Source organism: Lacrimispora sanguinis (genome assembly GCF_044987295.1).
Taxonomy (GTDB): Bacteria; Bacillota; Clostridia; order Lachnospirales; family Lachnospiraceae; genus Lacrimispora; species Lacrimispora celerecrescens_B.
Genome location: NZ_CP173277.1, coordinates 1,055,258 through 1,074,915 on the forward strand (window position 1 = coordinate 1,055,258; position 19,658 = coordinate 1,074,915).

Annotated in this window: 16 protein-coding genes and 1 other annotated feature; of the genes, 1 reads left to right on the forward strand and 15 read right to left on the reverse strand. The window is 42.6% G+C overall.

Annotation, left to right across the window (positions count from 1 at the left end; all coding sequences use genetic code 11):
* Positions 1–90: 90 nt before the first annotated feature.
* From ACHZES_RS04930 to ACHZES_RS04980, 11 genes are all read right to left on the reverse strand, one after another.
* On the reverse strand, positions 91–1,173 hold the full coding sequence (locus ACHZES_RS04930; RefSeq protein ID WP_154524475.1) for a CPBP family intramembrane glutamic endopeptidase: 1,083 nt from the start codon (positions 1,171–1,173) through the stop codon (positions 91–93).
* Between the two features lie 138 nt (positions 1,174–1,311).
* Positions 1,312–1,917 (reverse strand): hypothetical protein, encoded by a 606-nt coding sequence (locus tag ACHZES_RS04935; RefSeq protein WP_395547716.1) that lies wholly within the window; start codon positions 1,915–1,917, stop codon positions 1,312–1,314.
* A gap of 6 nt (positions 1,918–1,923) precedes the next feature.
* Positions 1,924–2,082, reverse strand: a complete 159-nt coding sequence (locus ACHZES_RS04940; protein WP_166429741.1) for a hypothetical protein — start codon at positions 2,080–2,082, stop codon at positions 1,924–1,926.
* A 24-nt stretch (positions 2,083–2,106) separates the two neighbouring features.
* Positions 2,107–2,403 carry a hypothetical protein gene (locus ACHZES_RS04945; protein WP_038282453.1) on the reverse strand — a complete coding sequence of 99 codons (297 nt, stop codon included), beginning with the start codon at positions 2,401–2,403 and terminating at the stop codon, positions 2,107–2,109.
* A gap of 52 nt (positions 2,404–2,455) precedes the next feature.
* The gene (locus ACHZES_RS04950; RefSeq protein ID WP_395547715.1) at positions 2,456–2,881 is read right to left on the reverse strand and encodes a hypothetical protein; all 426 of its coding nucleotides are present in this window, start codon (positions 2,879–2,881) and stop codon (positions 2,456–2,458) included.
* A 33-nt stretch (positions 2,882–2,914) separates the two neighbouring features.
* On the reverse strand, positions 2,915–3,406 hold the full coding sequence (locus ACHZES_RS04955; protein WP_395547714.1) for an N-acetyltransferase: 492 nt from the start codon (positions 3,404–3,406) through the stop codon (positions 2,915–2,917).
* A 273-nt stretch (positions 3,407–3,679) separates the two neighbouring features.
* The gene (locus tag ACHZES_RS04960) at positions 3,680–3,802 is read right to left on the reverse strand and encodes a hypothetical protein (protein WP_286173428.1); all 123 of its coding nucleotides are present in this window, start codon (positions 3,800–3,802) and stop codon (positions 3,680–3,682) included.
* A gap of 57 nt (positions 3,803–3,859) precedes the next feature.
* Positions 3,860–5,155 (reverse strand): LysM peptidoglycan-binding domain-containing protein, encoded by a 1,296-nt coding sequence (locus ACHZES_RS04965; protein WP_395547713.1) that lies wholly within the window; start codon positions 5,153–5,155, stop codon positions 3,860–3,862.
* Positions 5,156–5,790: 635 nt separating this feature from the next.
* Positions 5,791–8,205 (reverse strand): leucine--tRNA ligase, encoded by a 2,415-nt coding sequence (gene leuS / locus ACHZES_RS04970; protein WP_395547712.1) that lies wholly within the window; start codon positions 8,203–8,205, stop codon positions 5,791–5,793.
* A gap of 111 nt (positions 8,206–8,316) precedes the next feature.
* Positions 8,317–8,565: a binding site (T-box leader), on the reverse strand.
* A 62-nt stretch (positions 8,566–8,627) separates the two neighbouring features.
* Positions 8,628–9,539: a lysostaphin resistance A-like protein gene (locus ACHZES_RS04975; protein WP_395547711.1), complete on the reverse strand. Its 912-nt coding sequence runs from the start codon at positions 9,537–9,539 to the stop codon at positions 8,628–8,630.
* 226 nt (positions 9,540–9,765) lie between these two features.
* Entirely contained in the window at positions 9,766–11,868 is a 2,103-nt protein-coding gene (locus tag ACHZES_RS04980; RefSeq protein WP_038282467.1) for a translation factor GTPase family protein, read from the reverse strand.
* Positions 11,869–12,134: 266 nt separating this feature from the next.
* Here ACHZES_RS04980 and ACHZES_RS04985 point away from each other — a divergent pair, with 266 nt between their 5' ends.
* Entirely contained in the window at positions 12,135–14,222 is a 2,088-nt protein-coding gene (locus tag ACHZES_RS04985; protein WP_154524484.1) for a sodium-translocating pyrophosphatase, read from the forward strand.
* A gap of 152 nt (positions 14,223–14,374) precedes the next feature.
* Here the strand turns inward: ACHZES_RS04985 and ACHZES_RS04990 are convergent, their stop codons facing one another.
* The 4 genes from ACHZES_RS04990 to ACHZES_RS05005 all read right to left on the reverse strand — a co-directional run bounded on the left by ACHZES_RS04990 (position 14,375) and on the right by ACHZES_RS05005 (position 19,657).
* Positions 14,375–15,283 carry an N-acetylglucosamine kinase gene (locus tag ACHZES_RS04990; protein ID WP_395547709.1) on the reverse strand — a complete coding sequence of 303 codons (909 nt, stop codon included), beginning with the start codon at positions 15,281–15,283 and terminating at the stop codon, positions 14,375–14,377.
* 22 nt (positions 15,284–15,305) lie between these two features.
* Positions 15,306–16,286: an acyltransferase domain-containing protein gene (locus ACHZES_RS04995; protein ID WP_404820330.1), complete on the reverse strand. Its 981-nt coding sequence runs from the start codon at positions 16,284–16,286 to the stop codon at positions 15,306–15,308.
* A gap of 61 nt (positions 16,287–16,347) precedes the next feature.
* Positions 16,348–18,786 carry a hypothetical protein gene (locus ACHZES_RS05000; protein ID WP_395547707.1) on the reverse strand — a complete coding sequence of 813 codons (2,439 nt, stop codon included), beginning with the start codon at positions 18,784–18,786 and terminating at the stop codon, positions 16,348–16,350.
* 4 nt (positions 18,787–18,790) lie between these two features.
* Positions 18,791–19,657, reverse strand: a complete 867-nt coding sequence (locus tag ACHZES_RS05005) for a carbohydrate ABC transporter permease (protein ID WP_395547706.1) — start codon at positions 19,655–19,657, stop codon at positions 18,791–18,793.
* Between the last annotated feature and the right edge of the window lies 1 nt (position 19,658).

Consider the following 19,658-nt stretch of genomic DNA (forward strand, 5'->3'; position numbering starts at 1 on the left):
CTTCCCTCAAATGATCTGATTAATTCTAATATATGCCAATCCGACCTGTTCATACAATTAAAATTTTACTTTCCATTCGCTTATTCCCCTTCATTCTTTCGTATCTTCCCATTGCGCCTGCTCTTCCAATTTCATCATTTGACGATTAACTCGTTCATCCATTGTTGGAAGTCTCCGAGTATTGTCTTTATAGTAACTTGTAAAAATAACACCCGCAAACAGCAGTGAATTAACCACCAATAATAAAATTACTCCATTCCAAGTTATGTCCTGATTTTGAAGAACTTCCGCCGTATAATTGCCGGTAATAATCGGAACTAAATTATTGTTGACAAAATGCAATATAACAACCGTCCATATGTTATCGGTTTTTAAATAAGCCCATCCATAAAATATTCCCAATGTTACACATGTAATTAATTGTCCTGTTAAGCTTATAAACCCTACGGAAGGTGACGAATAATAAAAGAAATTAATGGGTAAATGCCATAATCCCCAAGCAACTCCAAGAATAAGAATACCTCGAACCATTCCAAACTTTTTCTGCAATATAGGTTGAAGAAAGTACCTCCAACCGTACTCCTCTCCCAAAAATGCGGTAAATACTAAAAAATAGTTTATGGGTAATGTTATTAGCATCAGCCAAGTAACAGGCTTTAGGATAATTTCAGTCATGGTTTGTATTTGATCATTTAAAATATACATGATAACAGTTCTGCCAATGTAAAGAATGAAATATAGCAGAACAATGAGAGCTGCTGCGTTCCAACGCCCTCCTTTCAATCCATAGGCAATTCGCTTATCTTTCTTTTCAGTAAGCAGTAAAATCCAAGCGATAAGAGAACCAAGGATCATTAGATATTGGGAAATAGCGTTCCAACTCACACCAGGTATAAGAATGCTTGACACCGTACAAACAACTAATAGTAACGTAAGAATTAAAAAACCAATAAAAAATCTCTTTGGAATCAGATGATCTTCTTTGTGTGTAATCAAAGCGGCAAGTATTGCCCCCGAAGCAGGGTAGAACATCTGGGCTGAGGGAAAAACCGATACATCAAGCCCCTTCGTATAGCCAATCCCCATTAAAATCCCCAGCATATATGGTAATACAAAGGCCACTCCCAGGAAAATAAGCATCTGAGTTTTCTCATAACTTTTTTGACGTTCCATTTCATTCTCCTCTCTGTTTTATCAATCTCATAAAATCAAACATCGATCCATTCTTTTATAATCTAATTTCTTCTTTTGTTATCTGCATACAAAATACAACAATTCCTATTACAAACCATTTAACCGTATTGGAATACCCTAAAAATCTTCGCTCAAGAGATAAACGGCAAAGGTATTTTGGGTTTGTGTATCATAAATAACAGATATATAACCCTCTTTATATTTAAAGTGCATGTCGCCATTTTGATCACTAATTGGTTCCCCAAAGGCATTTTGAAAACTTTCTACTTTATCACCAATTTTAGCACCTTTGAAGTCTAAATCTTCCCGTTGGGTAAATACCTGATTGACTACATCGGTATCTGTATTAAACCATACCCGAATTCCAGTCTCTTTAAATTCCAAACCACCTTCGTCGACTGATTCCGGCTTTTCACTTATATCGTTGATCAAATCCTGTTTACTCGAACCCAACAAATCAAAATATAGCTCAAAAGAGGTACCCCCCATTTCCGATGAAGGAGTTTGGTCTTGAGTAACTGATTCCTCCTCGGAAACGATACTAGGGGGAGCCTGTGCAGCAGAATCCTCGCCGCCCTTGGAATCATTTTCTATTTCTGTGGCATTTTGCGGTTTCGTTCCGGGGTCAGAGCTGGATGTACTTGAGCATCCGTTTAATAAGAAAAGACATAACAAAGTTATTACCGTCCATTTAATGGGTGTTTTTTTGTATTGTGTAATCATGATTTATTATAAAACTCCTTCCTTCTTTAAAATCGACTTAACCGACTTTTTCTCCAAACAATATATTCCTGCAACCTTTCTGATGTCTCCACAACTTTTATATTCATCAATAATATCCTGTACAGTAAACTCATAATTAATTGGCTCATTCATGTATTCTGTCATAAGGTAACTCTCTTTCCAGTTTTTCTAACCCCTTCTTTCGAAGTCATACGGCTCATCATCCAGCCTTTCTAATTCAATCTCAATAATTCCATTGTCGCGGCAGGTAAATGTATCCTTTGATCCTACCGGCTGCTTTCTTAAATTGTTACATTTGGGATATATATCAGCCAGGGTAGCATAACAGTACTTTTCCAATTTATTGAAACTCATATCAAAGCAGTGCTTTTTAATTATGATCTCATCACCTTCTTCAAAGATGGGGCAATAATTATTCTTTTTTACAACTGTCATTTTAATAACTGTCTGAGGGCGGATCTCCATTTCTATACCTCCTGAAAATTAGATTTCATTTAACTTTACAAAATAAATCTGCTTATTTTACGCGAAGTTGTTGTTTACTCTGTTCAGCAAACCAATCATCGACTGCTTGCTTACTAAAATATAGTCGGTCGTTAATTTGAACATAAGGAAACCCTGGCCAATCTCCATTCAAAATACTATTTTGCAAATCGGAGCGAAGTTCATCATTCATGTTATCATAGGTATTGCCATAACTTTCGCTGTCGCTTTCCTCATAAGTTGGAAATATTCCCATATATTGCTTCAAATCATCAATTCCCATAAGTTCAGGATATGTATAGCCATTCGATATACTACCGCTAAAATTTCCCATCATTGGACGGTCAGCAATAACGTTTGCAAAAATCAAAACAGCAATTATAAATCCGACTACTGCAATGATAGTACAAAGCATCAATGGCATGCTGTTTTTCCAATCCCAGTTTTTGTCTGACTTCATTTAGACCTCCTAAATATTGATTTTGATTATTTTTCAATTTAATGATAAATAATCAAAAGCAATCCTTGGATCACCATTCGCCACATGGATAATTCCACATTTTTTAAAACCATTTTTTAAAACAACTGCTTGCATAGGTACATTGTCTGCATGAGTATCTATTCTAAGATAGTCTGTTTTGCTTTTACAAAAATCAAAGCAAGCTTTCGATACCCCTTTTACCTGTCCACTCCCAGCCAGTCTGTGAATGGTACCATAGGGCATATCACAATGCCAGTTTCCCTGTTCAATCGTATGGTATGTAGGTTCTTCCCCAATGATAAATGCAAAAGTACCAACCATAGTCTCTTTTTCAGTACAAACATAACAGTTCCCGTTTACAATGTCTCTTTCCACTACATCCACATTTGGATAGGCGGGACTCCATTGTGTTGGATTTCCACTTTCTATCATGAACTTACGGGCATATTCATAAATTTTCATAATCGCCTTTACATCTTCATCGACTGCTCTTCTTATTACCATTCTACATGAAAACATCCTTTCAACTGTTATTATTTAAGTTTTACATCATCATATAAATTCTCATTCATACTCCTCCTCGGAAGAAATATATACAATCCAAATCACTCCACGATTATTTCCATTTTACCACATCATCGCTTACATTTAAATGATATTATTTGTCTCCCTAAAATATAAATAGCATTTCATTATGCATGGGTGGGTATTTTTACATACATTATTTTACGCTAAATAAGGACACTATAAGCCATATTTCTACAGCCTAAAATGTCCTTATTTTAAAATTGTTTTATTTAACAGTTTTATTTGCACACGATATTTACAATATGCTACATGAGTGGCTTGTAATCTTTCTTTTATCGTTCTGTCAATTTCAATTAATGTTGCTTTATCCACAATGTTTACCTCATAAGAAAAGTTCTTTCGTCTCAACCATATCACCCCAGGTAATTCTTAGTCAATGCCCATAATCCTCTCTATGTAATACTTAGTATTGATAATAAGCCATAACTGGGTGATGAATCTCATGATAGTCCAAATAGATAAACCTTGCAGGTTATATTCCTCTACCAGCTCTGCTCTTGCGTCAAAACTTCTTGCATCTTTAAACCATACGACATGCAAAATCCCATCGACATCCATATAATAGAAGTAGGATGACTGTGCTGCTTCATTAAATTGAATTGGTATATCGTTTTCTGCTGCAATTTGCACGGCTCTATCATTAGATATTATAATAGCTTCTGTGGCACCAGGGACATATGGAAGTGACCAATCATAACCTAGAGCAGTGACCCCTAGAAAAATTTTTTCGGAGGGAATTATACTAACCACATAATCCATCAATTCTCGTAAGATATTAACCGGAAAAATCGCACTTGGATAGCTGTAAGACCTTGCCCAGTCATAAGAAGAAAATATAATTCCATCTACAAATTCAGATAATTTTGAATAGTCTAATTTTTCAAAATTGACGCCGGGGATATCTACATTCGTAGCCGGTGTTATGGTAATCAGCACCTTATAACCTTCTGAATGAAATATCGAAGAGGCTCTTTTCAAATATTCTGCAATGCTGTCTATGTTGTCATTGGTTATGTTTTCTGCATAAATATTTATACCATAAAAACCTTTCGATCTTAGTATGTAAAGAGCGTTATTTATAAAGCGATCCTGCACAGTAGGGTTATTTATAATATTATAAGTCACTTCACGACTGACGATCCCCTCTTCTGTCATAGTGGAAATAAACATCATGGGTGCAACACCATATGCTTTAGCCAGCTGTATAATTTCTGTATCATCGGCACTTGAGATAATTTCACCTTCACTTGTAGTCCTATAATTGAATATAGTCAGGTAAGTTAAAAAAGGAAGTGTTTTTATTAAAACAGATCTGTCTATATATGAAAAAGTATAACCCATAGTGGCAATTGCTCTTGTTCTATTTGTCTGATAGCTTATAACTAATGTTTCACCGGCGTATATAAATTCCATGTCAGAGAGATAGGGATTGTTTCTTAATAATTCCATTGGCGTAGTCCCATGCTGCTCCGCGATACTCTCCAAAGTATCACCTTCCTGGACAGTATAAAGTGTTTCGGGTTGAACAATTACAATCGTTTGGCCTATTGCTAAATTTTCAGGGTTTGTAATTCCGTTTTCCAATATTAACCTGTCAACAGGGATTTCGTAATACTCTGATATTGAATAGATGGTTTCACCGGGCTGGACAACATGTATGACCATGGCTATCCTCAAATGATCTTATTAATTTAATTATATGCTAATCTTACTCGTTCATAACAACAACGTTTAAAATTTAAGTATCTCAATCAAAAACATTCGATAGCCATATAATATTTTCAAAACCTATAATAGCGGGCACATTATTAGAGATGTCTTCTACCCCTTTATGTACCATTTGACATTATATTGATTCTCCTATTTTGTCATTTGGCCAGATACCTGTTTCTATCCTTTTATCTTAGAATCAAAAGCCTCAACAGGAATAAGAATGACCCTCTATCCATGAAATAGTAAATACATTCCCCTGAAGTCCTGCTTTACACATGCCAGCTTGTCATACATTATATCAATAGTGGCGTTGCTATCCTTTCTTTTATGTTTTTACATCAAATGAACGTTTGCATTATTTGAACGCTAAATAAGGACACTATAAGCCATATTTCTATAGCCTATAATGCCCTTATTTTAAAGCTTATTTGTTCAACTTCTTTATTAGATTTTACACCAATTTCTTTACTCCATTACACCATTCCTACACCAAGTGGGTAATAAAGCATAATAAGATATAACAAGTTATAACAGGTTCAGTCCTTATAAAATCAAGGTTTTCAGCTTATTTATAAGTTTTGACAGTTTTATTTGCACACGATATTTACAATTCTTCCAGGAACATAGATTTCCTTAACAATGGTTCCGGTTATCTTATCAGGGATCAACGCCTTACCCGCTTCAATGGCGTCTTCCTTTGATACATCTACAGGAAGCTTTACCACTGCTCTGGTCTTTCCGTTTACCTGGACTGCAACTTCGATCTCGTCATCCTTCATGGCCTCTTCATCACATTCTGGCCACTGAGCGTGGAATACTGAACTCTCGCCGCCAAGCTGCTGCCACAGCTCCTCACCGATATGGGGAGCAAAAGGAGCAAGTAAAATCACAAAGGCTTTCAAAGTCTCTTTGTCAATGCCTCCGTTCTTCTTGGCCAGGTCAATCAACTTATTGTTATATTCCATGAATCCGGAAATTACTGTATTTAAATTAAACTGATTGAAACGCTGTTCAATATCAAAAATCAGCTTGTTGCGCAGGCGAAGCATTTCTCTGGTGGCTTCCACATTCTTATCGCTGCTTTCCGCTACCAGATTCCAGAAACGGTGCAAGAAACGGCTGACGCCTTCGATTCCTCTGTCATCCCACTCTGCATCTAACTCCGGCGGCCCTACGAAAAGTTCATACATACGGAGAGCATCACAGCCATAGTCACGCACCAACTCATCGGGAGATACCACATTTCCCTTTGACTTACTCATCTTGATTCCATTCTTTCCATTGATCATACCCTGATTAAACAACTTAGTAAATGGTTCATCAAAGTCCACTACACCGATGTCATTTAAGAACTTGGTGTAAAAACGGGAATACAAAAGGTGAAGTACGGCATGTTCCACACCGCCGATATACATATCCACCGGAAGGTACTTTTTCGCCTTCTCCTTGGATACCAGTTCATTATCGTTGTGACTGTCTACGTAGCGAAGGAAATACCAGGAGGAACCGGCCCACTGAGGCATGGTATTGGTCTCTCTCTTAGCGGGAGCGCCGCATACCGGACATGTGGTATTTACCCATTCCTCAATATCTGCCAGCGGAGATTCTCCCGTACCGGTAGGCTGGTAGCTTTCTACCTCCGGAAGGGTGAGAGGAAGCTGGTCTTCCGGAACTGGAACGTTGCCGCAGTGTGGACAATGGATGATCGGAATGGGTTCTCCCCAGTAACGCTGTCTGGAGAATACCCAGTCACGCAGCTTAAAGTTTACGGTTTTCTTACCAAGGCCCCGCTCCTCGATAATTGCCGGAGCTTCTTTTTTAAGGACAGAGGACTCCATTCCGTTCCACTCACCGGAATTGATCATGGTTCCGCTGGCATCGGTATAAGCTTCGGTCATGTTTTCGATTTCTTCGCCGTCCTTTGAGATAACCTGGACAATGGGGATATTAAACTTCTTAGCAAACTCAAAATCTCTGTCATCATGGGCAGGCACGCACATGATGGCACCGGTACCGTAGTCAGCAAGCACATAATCGGAAAGCCAGATAGGTACCTTGGCGCCGCTTAAGGGATTTACTGCGTAGCTGCCGGTAAATACGCCGGTCTTTTCTTTATCCTGAAGACGGTCCACGTTTGACTTCATGGAGGCGTCGTAAATATACTTCTCAACCGCTTCTTTATTTTCCGGAGTAGCAAGGCCTGCGGCAAGAGCGTGTTCCGGCGCTAGCACCATAAAGGTGGCTCCGTATAAGGTATCAGGTCTGGTAGTATAAACTGTGATGTTCTCCTCTTTTCCGTCTACCTTAAAATCAACCTCAGCTCCATAAGATTTTCCGATCCATTCGGACTGCATCTTCTTGACCTTATCCGGCCAGTCAAGCTTATCCAAATCATTTAACAGACGGTCAGCGTAAGCGGTAATTTTTAACATCCACTGTCTTAAGTTCTTCTTTGTAACTCCGGTTCCGCAGCGCTCGCAGCAGCCGTTTACCACTTCTTCGTTTGCAAGTCCTGTCTTACAGGATGGGCACCAGTTGATAGGGAATTCCTTCTCATAAGCCAGGCCTTTTTTAAACATCTGAACAAAAATCCACTGGGTCCATTTGTAGAATCCGGGATCCGTGGTGTTGACCTCCATATCCCAATCATAAACAGCCGCGATCTCATTGATCTGACGCTTAATGTTCGCCACGTTTTCTGCCGTGGATTTCGCCGGATGGACTCCCATCTTGATGGCGTAATTCTCTGCCGGAAGACCAAATGCATCCCAGCCCATAGGGTGGATCACATAATGTCCCTTTAAAATCTGATACCTGCTCCAAACATCAGAAATTACATAACCTCTCCAATGGCCTACATGAAGACCGCTTCCTGAAGGATATGGGAACATATCCAGACAGTAATATTTCTCCTTCTTTCCATCATCAACATTGATGGGGTTCTTTGCCCAATTTTCCCGCCATTTTTTTTCAATGGCGCTGTGGTTGTATGACGCTGCCATAACAAATTTCCTCCTTTTACGTCAGGGTTCTTTCCCTGTATCAAATGCCTGCAGATAAAGTAATGTCCGTAAGAGCGCATAAAAAAATGCGCCTCAGACCGCTTATTCGGCCATAGAGACGCAGGATCTACCGCGTGGTACCACTCTATTTCATACAGTTTTGTATGCTCTCACTGGATATGAAAAAACATATCCGCCCGCTTTAACGGTCGGGATACCGGCAATGCCTACACAGAAAGCAGAGCTTCCTTCAGCACGCTACTCAAAGGCCAGTTCGGCTGCCATCCCCAACCGGCTTCCACCACCCGCCGGCTCTCTGTTTGATTCAGACAGCTTACTATTCCTTATCACAGTATTTTTGCTAACTACAAATGTAACATAATTGACGAATTGTGTCAACCGTATATCGTCTTTCTTTTTCTTTAGCCTGCAGAAATGACAAAGGTCACAGCCGAAACAATAAAAAACAAGATCATTCCAATATTTAAAAAGAGTACTTTAAATGCCCCTTTGCCCCAGGTTTCCATAAATCCAGGATGAAACATTAACTTTTTTTGATTCATAAAAAACAAAAAGGTTCCGACAATAACCGCCCCAAGCATAAAGATGGAGTAGGCAACGGTAAGGAGCGGATTGTCTGCTATATGAAGGGCCACAACGGAGCCGAGAAAATTAATAATCATATGAAAAATGATGGTATAGCGAAGCTTTCCCGTCTGAATATAAATATAGGCTAACACCAGGCCAATTCCAAAGGCATAAAAGAACTGATAGAAATTACCGTGACTTAAACCAAAGACAACGCTGGATACCAGGATAGCCGCTTTATCTCCATAAAGCCGGATCCGGTCGATCAGGATCTTTCGGAACAGGATTTCTTCGCAAATTGGGGCCATTACCACCATGGTGACAAAGATCGACCAGGTGCTTAAGCCTTTCATCACTTCCTCTACCGGGTTGACCATGGGTTTTCCAAGCAGCGCACTTACAATATTCATAAGGCTCATGCCCATAAGGTTTCCAAAAAACAGGGCGCTCATACAGACCAGGAATCCGGTAATCAGCATTCCTGCCCCGGCTTTTCCTGCCCTGGGCCTGCATAAAACAGGCATATCCTTTATAATCAGGTAGGCAACGATTCCTCCCACAAGGTAATTCAACAGGGAAACGATCACCATGTACCAGTTTCCAAAGGTTATTTTCATTCCAAAACGGGATAGTAAAAGAGTAATGACTCCTACTTCAAGCTGTATAACAAGCGTTACAAGAAGGAATGCTCCATATCCGATTCCAACTCTCGAAAACGCCTTCCATGCATTTTTTCTGTCTTCCACTATTCTCATACCTCCTGCCAGTTGGTATCAGTTTATCACAGATCAGAAAAAAGCGCAATTATTCCGGATTCCTCTTCTGCTGGGTTATGTATGATCGTTCACTGGCCCATTATAAGGAAATCGTCGAGCAAATTAAGTCCTGAACCTTATCCAGTAATAACAAAAAACCCATTGCAGAGCCTTACAATCAGGCTTGCAATGGGGTTTTTATCACTTTATATCATATTTAAACTTCAATCCTGTCAATCTTAGATGCTCTTTCTTCCACTTCTCTCTTCTGCACATCTCCAGGAGCCAGCTCATAGCGGCTGAATTCATATTCATAGGTTCCGATGCCTCCGGTCATGGAGCGAAGATCCGTATTATAGCCGAACAGTTCGGACATAGGCACATCCGCCTCGATGACCTGCTTTCCGCTGTGGTTGGAATTCATTCCTAAAACGCGTCCTCTCCTACGGTTTAAGTCGCCCATAACATCTCCGGTAAATTTATCCGGGACCGTAACCTTAAGGGAGGCAATCGGTTCAAGCAGAACCGGATTTGCATCCATAAAGCCCTTTTTAAAGGCCAGGGTTGCAGCCATCTTAAAGGCCAGCTCAGAAGAGTCAACCGGATGGTAAGAACCATCGGTCAGTGTTGCCTTTAATCCCACAACCGGATAAGCGGCAAGGGGGCCTTTTAAGACACACTCGGCGATTCCTTTTTCAACCGCCGGGAAATAGTTTCTCGGCACTGCCCCGCCAAATACGCTTTCAGCAAAGACATAAGGCGTTTCCTGATCTCCGGAAGGCTCAAAGGTCATCTTAACGTCGCCGTACTGTCCATGTCCGCCGGACTGTTTCTTATACTTTCCCTGGACCTCTACCTTCTTACGAAGGGTTTCCCGGAAAGCAAATTTCGGTTTACTCAGTTCAATATCAACTTTATAGCGGTTTAAAAGCTTGCTTACAACCACCTCCAGCTGCTGGTCACCGATGCCATAAAGGAGCGACTGACGGTTTTCCGTATCAGTGACTGCCTTTAAGGTCCAATCCTCTTCTGTCAGCTTTGCCAGAGCGCTTGATACCTTATCCTCGTCGCCTTTTGTCTTGGTCTTATAACGCATATACGTATATGGAGTGGATATCTCCGGTTTATGGTATACGATTGGCGCGGAGCGAAGGGCAATGGTATCACCGGTCTGTGTCACATTAAGCTTTGACACGGCTCCGATGTCTCCTGCCTTTAATTCCGTAACTTCAATGGCCTCTTTACCTCTTAACACGTAAAGCTTACCGACCTTTTCTTCTGTATCCTTATTCACGTTAAAAATTGCGGAATCAGGCTTTAAGGTACCGGTACAAATCTTTAGCAGGGAATATTTTCCAATGAATGGGTCCACAATCGTCTTAAATACACGGGCTGACAGGGATACATTATCATTATATTTTGCTGTAAAGCGCTCTCCTGTGGAAATATCCACACCAATGCACTCGAAATAGTCTGGAGACGGAAAATACTTATCTATAGCCTGAAGCACCATCTTGGCACCCTGGGCATTAATTCCGGAACCAAGCATAACCGGAACGATATTTCCTTTTATTACATGTTCCCGAAGAGCAGAAGAAATCTCATCAATGGTAAACTCATCACCAGAGAAATAGCGTTCCATATATTCCTCGCTGGTTTCTGCTACAGCTTCCATAAGAGCTTCACGGGCAATTCCCAGATTCTTCTGGCTATATTCAGGAATCTCACATTCTTCATAATCACTGTTGACGGTAAAACGCCGGCCTGCCATCTTTACAATATTAACAAAACCTACGAACTTTTCGTTTTCACGAATCGGGAGGTGGAACGGCGCGATCTTTCTTCCGAACTCTTTATCAAGCTTTAATAACAATTCACGGAAACTTGCATGGTCATCATCCATATTGGTCACAAAGAAAAGTCTGGGAAGCTTGTACTTTTCGCAAAGTTCCCACGCCTTTAATGTTCCAACTTCAATACCTGCCTTACAATTAATAACTATTACTGCTGCATCCGCAACGCTGATGGCCTCTTCTACTTCGCCAACAAAATCAAAATATCCGGGAGTATCAAGCAGGTTGATCTTGATGGGGCCATCCTCTCCTTTATACTCCAAAGGAATCAGGGTCGTAGAGATGGAGAACTGTCTCTTGATCTCTTCTTTGTCATAATCGCTGATGGTATTGCCATCGGTAACTTTTCCCATTCTGCTGATGGCTCCGGTAATCAACGCCATAGCCTCTGCCAGGGTGGTTTTACCGGCGCCCCCGTGCCCAAGTAAGGCGACGTTACGGATCTGTTTGGTTCCATACACGTTCATAAACATTCCTCCTGTTCGGTATTTAAGTCTATAAGGATATTTTACTAAAAATGTCTTATAATTGCAAGCAGAAGGTGCAATTTGCACAAATATTTTTTACGCAAATCTCAATTCAATAAAAGAAGCGGTTACTACGACAAAAAATGATAAAAATTTATGCAATCTTAACATCAACCAAGTTGAAATATACGAAAATCGTGATAAAATATACAATGATATAATAGCAAATCTTAAAAAACTTAAGAAAGTAGGGGGTTAATGGTGTTATGGGTAATTTAAGCTTATTTCTAATCATTTCCATTCTTGTTTCTATTTTTGCGTTTGCTTTTGCAGTGTGGTTGTACCGCTGGGTATCTGCACAGCCATCTTCAAATCAACGGGTGAAAGAGGTTGGAAGCTATATCAGACAGGGGGCAAATACATTTTTAAAAAAAGAATATATTGTTTTATCAAAGTTTTGTGCGGGAGCGGCACTTCTGATTTTTCTGTTTCTTCCGGCTCCGATCTGGAGCGGAGGCTCGGTTTTACATAACCTTACCATTGTTCTGGCCTACCTATGCGGAACTGTTTTTTCTGCCATCGCAGGCAAAATAGGAATCCAGGTAGCTACCATAGCAAACATAAAGACTGCTGAAGCGGCTCAGAGGGGCGGTTTAAAGCCTTCTTTTCTGTCGGCCTTCCGTGGCGGTGCAGTTATGGGTATGGCAGTCGTGGGAAGTTCACTTTTAGGAGTAACTCTTGTTATGTTGATTAGCGGAGATTCCGTTGCACTATTGGGCTTTAGCTTTGGTGCCAGTTCCTTAGCTTTATTTGCCAAGGCAGGCGGCGGTATTTTTACAAAGACTGCGGATATCAGTGCGGACCTTGTAGGGAAGGTTGAACTTGGGATCCCTGAGGATGATCCCAGAAATCCGGCGGTAATTGCCGATAATGTGGGGGATAATGTAGGAGATGTCGCCGGAATGGGCGCAGACCTGTTTGATTCTAACGTGGCCTCCACAGTATCCGCCTTGGTTATGGCCATTGCTCTGGGTAAAAAAATAGGAGTCGACTATGCTGCTATGGTATTCTGCTATGCTTCTCTGGGACTTTTATCTTCCATCATAGGAGTTATGGCAGCCCGTATGGGAAAAAAGGGCGATCCTACCATGGCTCTTAATATGAGCACCTATATTACCACGGGCATATTTGCCGTACTTACTGCCGGGGCAACAATCGTATTTCAGTTTGATTGGCGTATCTGGGGAGCAACGGCTATCGGCTTATTTGTTGGTGTCATCATTGGAATTACCAGTGATTACTTTACAAATGATAATAAAAAACCTGTTCGTAATGTTGCAAAGGCCTCTGAGTCAGGGCCTGCATTCACCATTCTTTCCGGTGTTTCCTATGGTTTTTTAAGTGTACTGCCTGCCATGGTGGGAATTGGTATTTCTGCCATGATTTCCTATAATCTTTGTGCTTCCATCGCTCCTGAAGATCCTACTGCAGGAATGTTTGGAATATCTATGGCCGCAGTCGGAATGCTTTCCATCGTCGGTATGATCATCTCCAATGATGCGTATGGCCCAATTGCCGATAACGCCAGAGGGCTTGTGGAGATGGGCGATCTGGGAGATGAAGCACTTGAAATCACAGACTCCCTTGATAGTGCTGGAAATACAGTAAAAGCGGTAACAAAAGGATTTGCCATAGCGGCGGCTGGATTAACTATTATCTCCCTGCTTGGCGCATTTATGAGTGAGGTAAACGATGCTGCCGGTACTACCGTACTTACCGGATTTGATATTATCAATCCCACGGTATTTTTCGGAATGCTGGTGGGGGCTTCCGTTCCAGCTATCTTCTCTGCTATGCTGATGCTTGGAGTAGACCGCAACGCACAGAGAATGGTGTCTGAAATCCACCGTCAGTTCAGGGAAATCAAGGGACTGAAAGAAGGCAAGCCGGGAGTGGTGCCGGAATATGACAAATGCATTGATATTGCTACCGATGGTGCATTAAAGGAACTGATTCCTGCCGGACTTGTCAGCATTGTTGTGACCATTGTGGTTGGGTTTGTAGGCGGCGTTGAAGCCGTAGGAGGATACCTTGCAGGCAACATTATCAGCGGTCTCCTGCTTGCCCTGTTTATGAGCAATTCCGGAGGGCTATGGGATAATGCGAAGAAATACATTGAGGCCGGAGGAAACGGAGGAAAAGGAAGCGAAGCCCATAAGGCAGCTGTAGTCGGAGATACGGTAGGCGATCCCTTTAAGGATACGGCCGGCCCGTCCATCAATACCCAGATAACAGTGGTTTCTCTGGTGGCTTCTTTGATGTCTTCCTTGTTTTTAGCATTTTCCCTGTTTTGATTGATAACGGCAGGACTTAATAGGATCGCGGCAGACCGCCGCGCGCAAGCTATAAAAAAACGGTGTCAGGACACAAATCCCGACACCGTTTTTCCAGATTCAGTGAAACCTGTCTCTTTCAATCCGATTAATAAAATTCTTCTTTCCGTTTCCTATGATCTGGCCACTTTAAGAGCTGTATCCAGCGCACTCATCTCAGGTATTCCGATCTTAGTGCCTGGCAGTCCTTCCCGGACCTTCTCTTCCACCATACCCCGGATTATATCATTTTTAACCAGAACACTGCCCCAGAGCCAGAGACTTAACTTATCTGCAGCAGCCATCTTGGTTTTCGTATCCCAAATTAGCCCCCACAAGGCTTCCCCACATTCCCAGTGTATGCGAATCGCTTCATGATCCCCAAGAACCGCCGCCTGATATGCAAACAGGGATAATCTGGCGATCTCAGACTTTTCCATAAGATTGGCATTGATAAAATCGTCTATTTTTTCCAATGTGTCAAGCCCTGTTTCCTTTATAATCAGAGGTGTAAGAACAGGACATTTGATTCGGCCGGACAGATCATCTCCTACCGCTTTTAAAGTTTTAAGCCCCATATCAAACCCGCTTCCCTCATCACTAATGATGTGATTCCAGCCGCCGGTCCGATAGATGCTTCCATTACCATCTCTCCCAAAACATACCGAACCGGTTCCTGATATGACTACCAAAGCCGGATCCTCTGTCATGTGAAGAAAAACCTCACAGTCATTTAACACCAGAAGTTTTTCATGGGGAAATCCCATCTCTTCAAAGCTTGACCTGCAAACTTGCTCATCAGACGGAGAGTCAATCCCGCTGGCCGCAACACAGATTCCCTGACAGCAGCCCGGTTCCAGGTTTAATTCTAGAAGAGCCGGGAGTACCAGATCCCGGTATCGAAGCCGGCTTTTCTCCGCTCCATCCGTATTAAGGCTGCAGCCCGGTGCTGTAAATTCCCCAAGTATCTCTCCAGCTGAGCCGCAAATTTTAAGCCGTCCATTGGTTCCGCCAATATCCAATCCTGCATAATAACCTTTCATGATGCCCTCCTCCATATATGGTTCATTTCCACGGCAGAAAGCCTGCTGTGGTAAACATCTCCTTTCCTTCAAGAAGATATTTTTTTAACGTGATTTGCAGCGAGGTGCTGCATGGGTATTTTTCCAGTTTCTCCATAGAACAATCAAACCCCATAACCCGTTCCAGAATCTGTGGCCGTTCTACCTTTATGGGCATTTTGTAAAAACGCTCCATAAAGCTTATGATCCGGCTTTTTTCCGGCAGTATAGCCTCAAGATGAGGATCCAGAAGCCAACTGTCACAGACTAAAAGACTTCCTGTATAATAATCTTTTGCCGTCTCCAGAGCGGAATCAATGCTATCGGGTGAAAGATCCGCCCCTTCCGGAATATGGACTGCTACCGCCTGTTCTCCCGGCGCCAGCTGAAGCTCCCAGTCCGACAGGGAAAGAGTCACCGGGTTCTCCATATTAAGCACTCCCTGTTTAAGATCCGGTGAAAAACCGGTCACTGATCGATCCAGAACGTTTAAGTATGTCTCAGACTCCCTGTTAATACCTCTTCCATTGGTTCCTGAGAAATAGCCTTCCTGATCCACCTTAAGTCCAGGACATGCCAATGCTCTGTATTCGCCGGTCTGCCTGTTTTTAAAAATCAGGAAGGGAAATTCATATGTTACTTCCTCAAACTGCAGACTTCCGAACCTCCGCACATCTCCTGAAATGGACCGGAACACCCACTCAATCTGATCAAGGCCTACCTTGCCCTCATGATATTTCCGGTAGACCTTAATCCAGATTTCAATATCCTTCATGGATTCCAGAAAAACCCGCTCCGGAATCCCATGATTCTGAGATTCCTCATATACCTCCGGCATCATCCAGTCTAAATAAACAACCGGAAGCAGTTCGGCATCCAGATTAAGCAGTTTTGCATGCTGTATACCAAGCGCTACCGCCTCTGCAGCCTCTTCCGGATCTTTCCTTTTTAACAGAAGCTCCCTGCACCATATGTAATTGTTCATAAAAAAGGGATAACTGCGGAAAACGGCGGATGCAGAAGCAACCGCCTTTTGAGTATCTTCACTAAATATACTGTGTTTTATCATGGTTTTCCATAAACCTCACTATTAAGCCGCCTGCTGTCAGTGTACGGTCCTTTTCATTAAATTCCGGCCGGTAACTTTCCGCATAAACCGCAAACTCATCCAGGGACTGAAAGTCATGGCTGCTGCCGCATACGCAGAAGTATGCCATGTCATCTCCATAGGTTCTGTATTCACAATCAAATAACTGGTCATCAACGGGTTCCATCACGCCGCTGCACCAAAGAGCGGCAAACCCATTGTTCTGCCTGCCCAAAAGCCAATGTTCCCGGATCCTTGTTTCCTGGAATTTGGGAGCAGGGAAATAGGCATGGGTAAAATGTATGGGATGCTCCCCTGGAATGTGGTAAACCGCTCCCAAAAGATTTCCCTTTTGTGCCAGAGCCGGCATCACTCCGTTTCCATACCAGAAGCCCGGCCTCATGGAACTGGAGTCACAAGTCCCTCCCGGATGGTTGGTGAACAGATCCGTCTCCTTATCAAGCGCAGCATACCACATGTGCTGCTGGTAACCGTATACTCCCGGTTCAAAGCAGGTGGTTCCGTGGAATCTTTCATTAAGGGACTTGGTGTATTCACAGGTCGAAGGATCTGCTTCCGGGTCCAGAGATAAATTCTTCCAGCGGTTAAATCCCGGATCCATTCTTGGGGACTGAACCGACGTCATACAGTATTCCGGGGTCTTTTTCAAAGCAATCAGGGCATTTCCCGTAGAATAACTTTCATCAGCCGGTTCTTCCATAAGCTGTTCCAATCCCGTGGGCAGCCGGTATCTGCTGCTGGCATAAAAGCCCAGCCAGCCTTCGCCGAAGGAATAAGGAACTTTTGGGTTGATCAGATTCATCAGTGCCTGGGCCCCCTGTTCAAAGGGATGGACCACTTCCCGGTACACACGTCCCATAGGAGCGATAATTACTCCATCATAGGTGTGGCGGCAAAGCATTTCTAAAAGACGGTCCGTAATTTTTACTGCGCGCGCAGAGATCTCCGGCTCCGAATAGTCAATGACATTTAGCAGAGCAGCAAAGGTGACGCACATATAAACGGTACTTAAGAATTCTTCAAAGCCGTGTTCTTCTACGTCCTCCAGCCAACATTCCACCTTGGCCCTGCCAGCTTTAGAAAGCTCCCTTCCGGTCATATCCGCTCGTGGAAAGTAATCATCCGGATACATTTCCCCTGCATTCATGGCACAGGTATAGAACATCAGGGAATGATTCTCGCTCCAGAAGCACATGGCATCGGAACCTTTCTGATCCATCCAGTACCTCCAGTTAAGGAGAACCTCCTTGGCCCGTTTTGACATACTTTCATCGACCGGATAATTTTTCAAATACCGAATGAGGCCGCACACAAGGAAATCAGAACAGTCATAACGGCTTTCAATCTGGTCAAGGGTCTCATAAAGAAGGTCCATGTCCTTTCCGTTTTCCATGCCAAGGGCTTTCCTGGCGAGGATATTGGAGATGGAAAAGCCAAACTTGTCTCCCCTTGATAAGCTTTCCGCATTCCCTATCCTGCGGAAAATGGCATCCCTGTTTTCCTCAAAGCTTTTTCCTTCTGAATACACCGGCTTCTGGGCCAGAATATTCTCCACTTTTCTGGTGAGAACGGCATGTTCTTTCTTAACGCTTACTAAAATCACCCCGGGTTTTTCTTCGTCCAGGATCACCTTATCCCTGCCGCTGATCTCCTGCCACTCCTTACGGCTTTCCACTTGAGCAAAATCAGGGCTCTGGCTGTCATAGGAAAGCCATGTACCATGGGGAGCATTTCCTTCATAGGTCATGACAGAATCCTGTATGCCGAGGGAACCAAGCCAGTTCTCCGTGCGGACCAGTTCATCGGTCTTTTCCTCATCCGGCAAAACAACGGTGATATCAGCCGTATGATTAAGGATCTGGATTCCGAATAAGGTTCTGGTATCCCGGACACCCAGAGTCTGAAGGCTTACGTAGATCTGGTTGGCGCCTTTCTTTAATTGAAGTTTCATGGTTTCCTTCCGGATGGGTTTGTAAACCGGTGGGTCCATATGGCACACAGGCTCCCCATTGCACCAGACATCCACTGCAGAATAAGACCATACAACAGCCTTTACCGTCAAATCCCTATCAACCATGATTCCGGTAACCGCATCAAGCTCCACCTTCTGAAGCGTGGAATAAAAGGTGCTTTCATCTACAAACCAGTTTCCATAGTGGTAATAATATCTCCAGGGCATACCAAGACGGCTGGTTTCTCCCAAAGCCACAGGCTCTTCCGGAAATGTCATGCGTTTGTCTGCCACCAATGATCTTAAGTATTTCTCATAGCGCAGCTGGTTGTCATCAGTTTCATGATTGATAAAATCCGTTTCTCTTGGGCCGGATACCAGGTAATTGGTAAGAAAGCCCGATCTGTTTAAATGTAATTTTTCCATCTTCTTATCCCTTTACCGCACCAGCAGTCAATCCGCTCATGAAGTAGCGGCTGGTGCACATATAAATGACTATGATCGGTATGATCGAAATCGTAGAGCCTGCAAACATTAAGTTCCATGCAGCCGTTCCGTCTCCGCTGTTCTTTAACATGACAACACCTACAGTCAGAGGACGGAGCTTGTCGTTGGACATGGTGAATACCAGCGGCATAATGTATTCATTCCAGCCGGTACGGAACGAAAGAAGTCCAATGGTCGCGATAACCGGTTTTAAAAGTGGTAGTATTATTTTATAATAAATCTGGAAAAAAGTACAGCCATCTAATTTAGCCGCTTCATCAAGTTCCTTAGAGATGGTATTCATAAATCCACGTACCAGGAAAATGTAGGTTGCCTGTCCCATGCCAGTGGAAATCAGGATAATACTTAGAAGGGAGGTATTCATTTTCACCTTCACGGCAAGTTCAAAGAGCGGTCTTAAGCTGACGCTTCCCACATTGACAAACATAAAGGCCACAAAAATGCTGTACAATAATTCTTTTCCTTTGAATTTTTTTCTTGCGAATACGTATCCGGCCATGGTCGTTGTCATAATGGATAATCCCATAACACCAAGGCTTATCATAAGGCTGTTTACAGTATAGACTGCGAAATTGGCCTTTTGCCATGCCTGCTTGTAGTTGTCAAAGATAAATGTTTTGGGCAGAATGTCTGTGCCTCCCAAAAGCAGTTCATTATTCGCCTTAAAAGATCCCAGAATAATGTAGATGACCGGGTAAAGGGTGATCAGCGAAATAACCAGGAGAAGCAGGAACAGAAGGCTTCGCATTGCTTTTGTCTTTTTTGAATATACGGTATGTGTCTTTTCCATA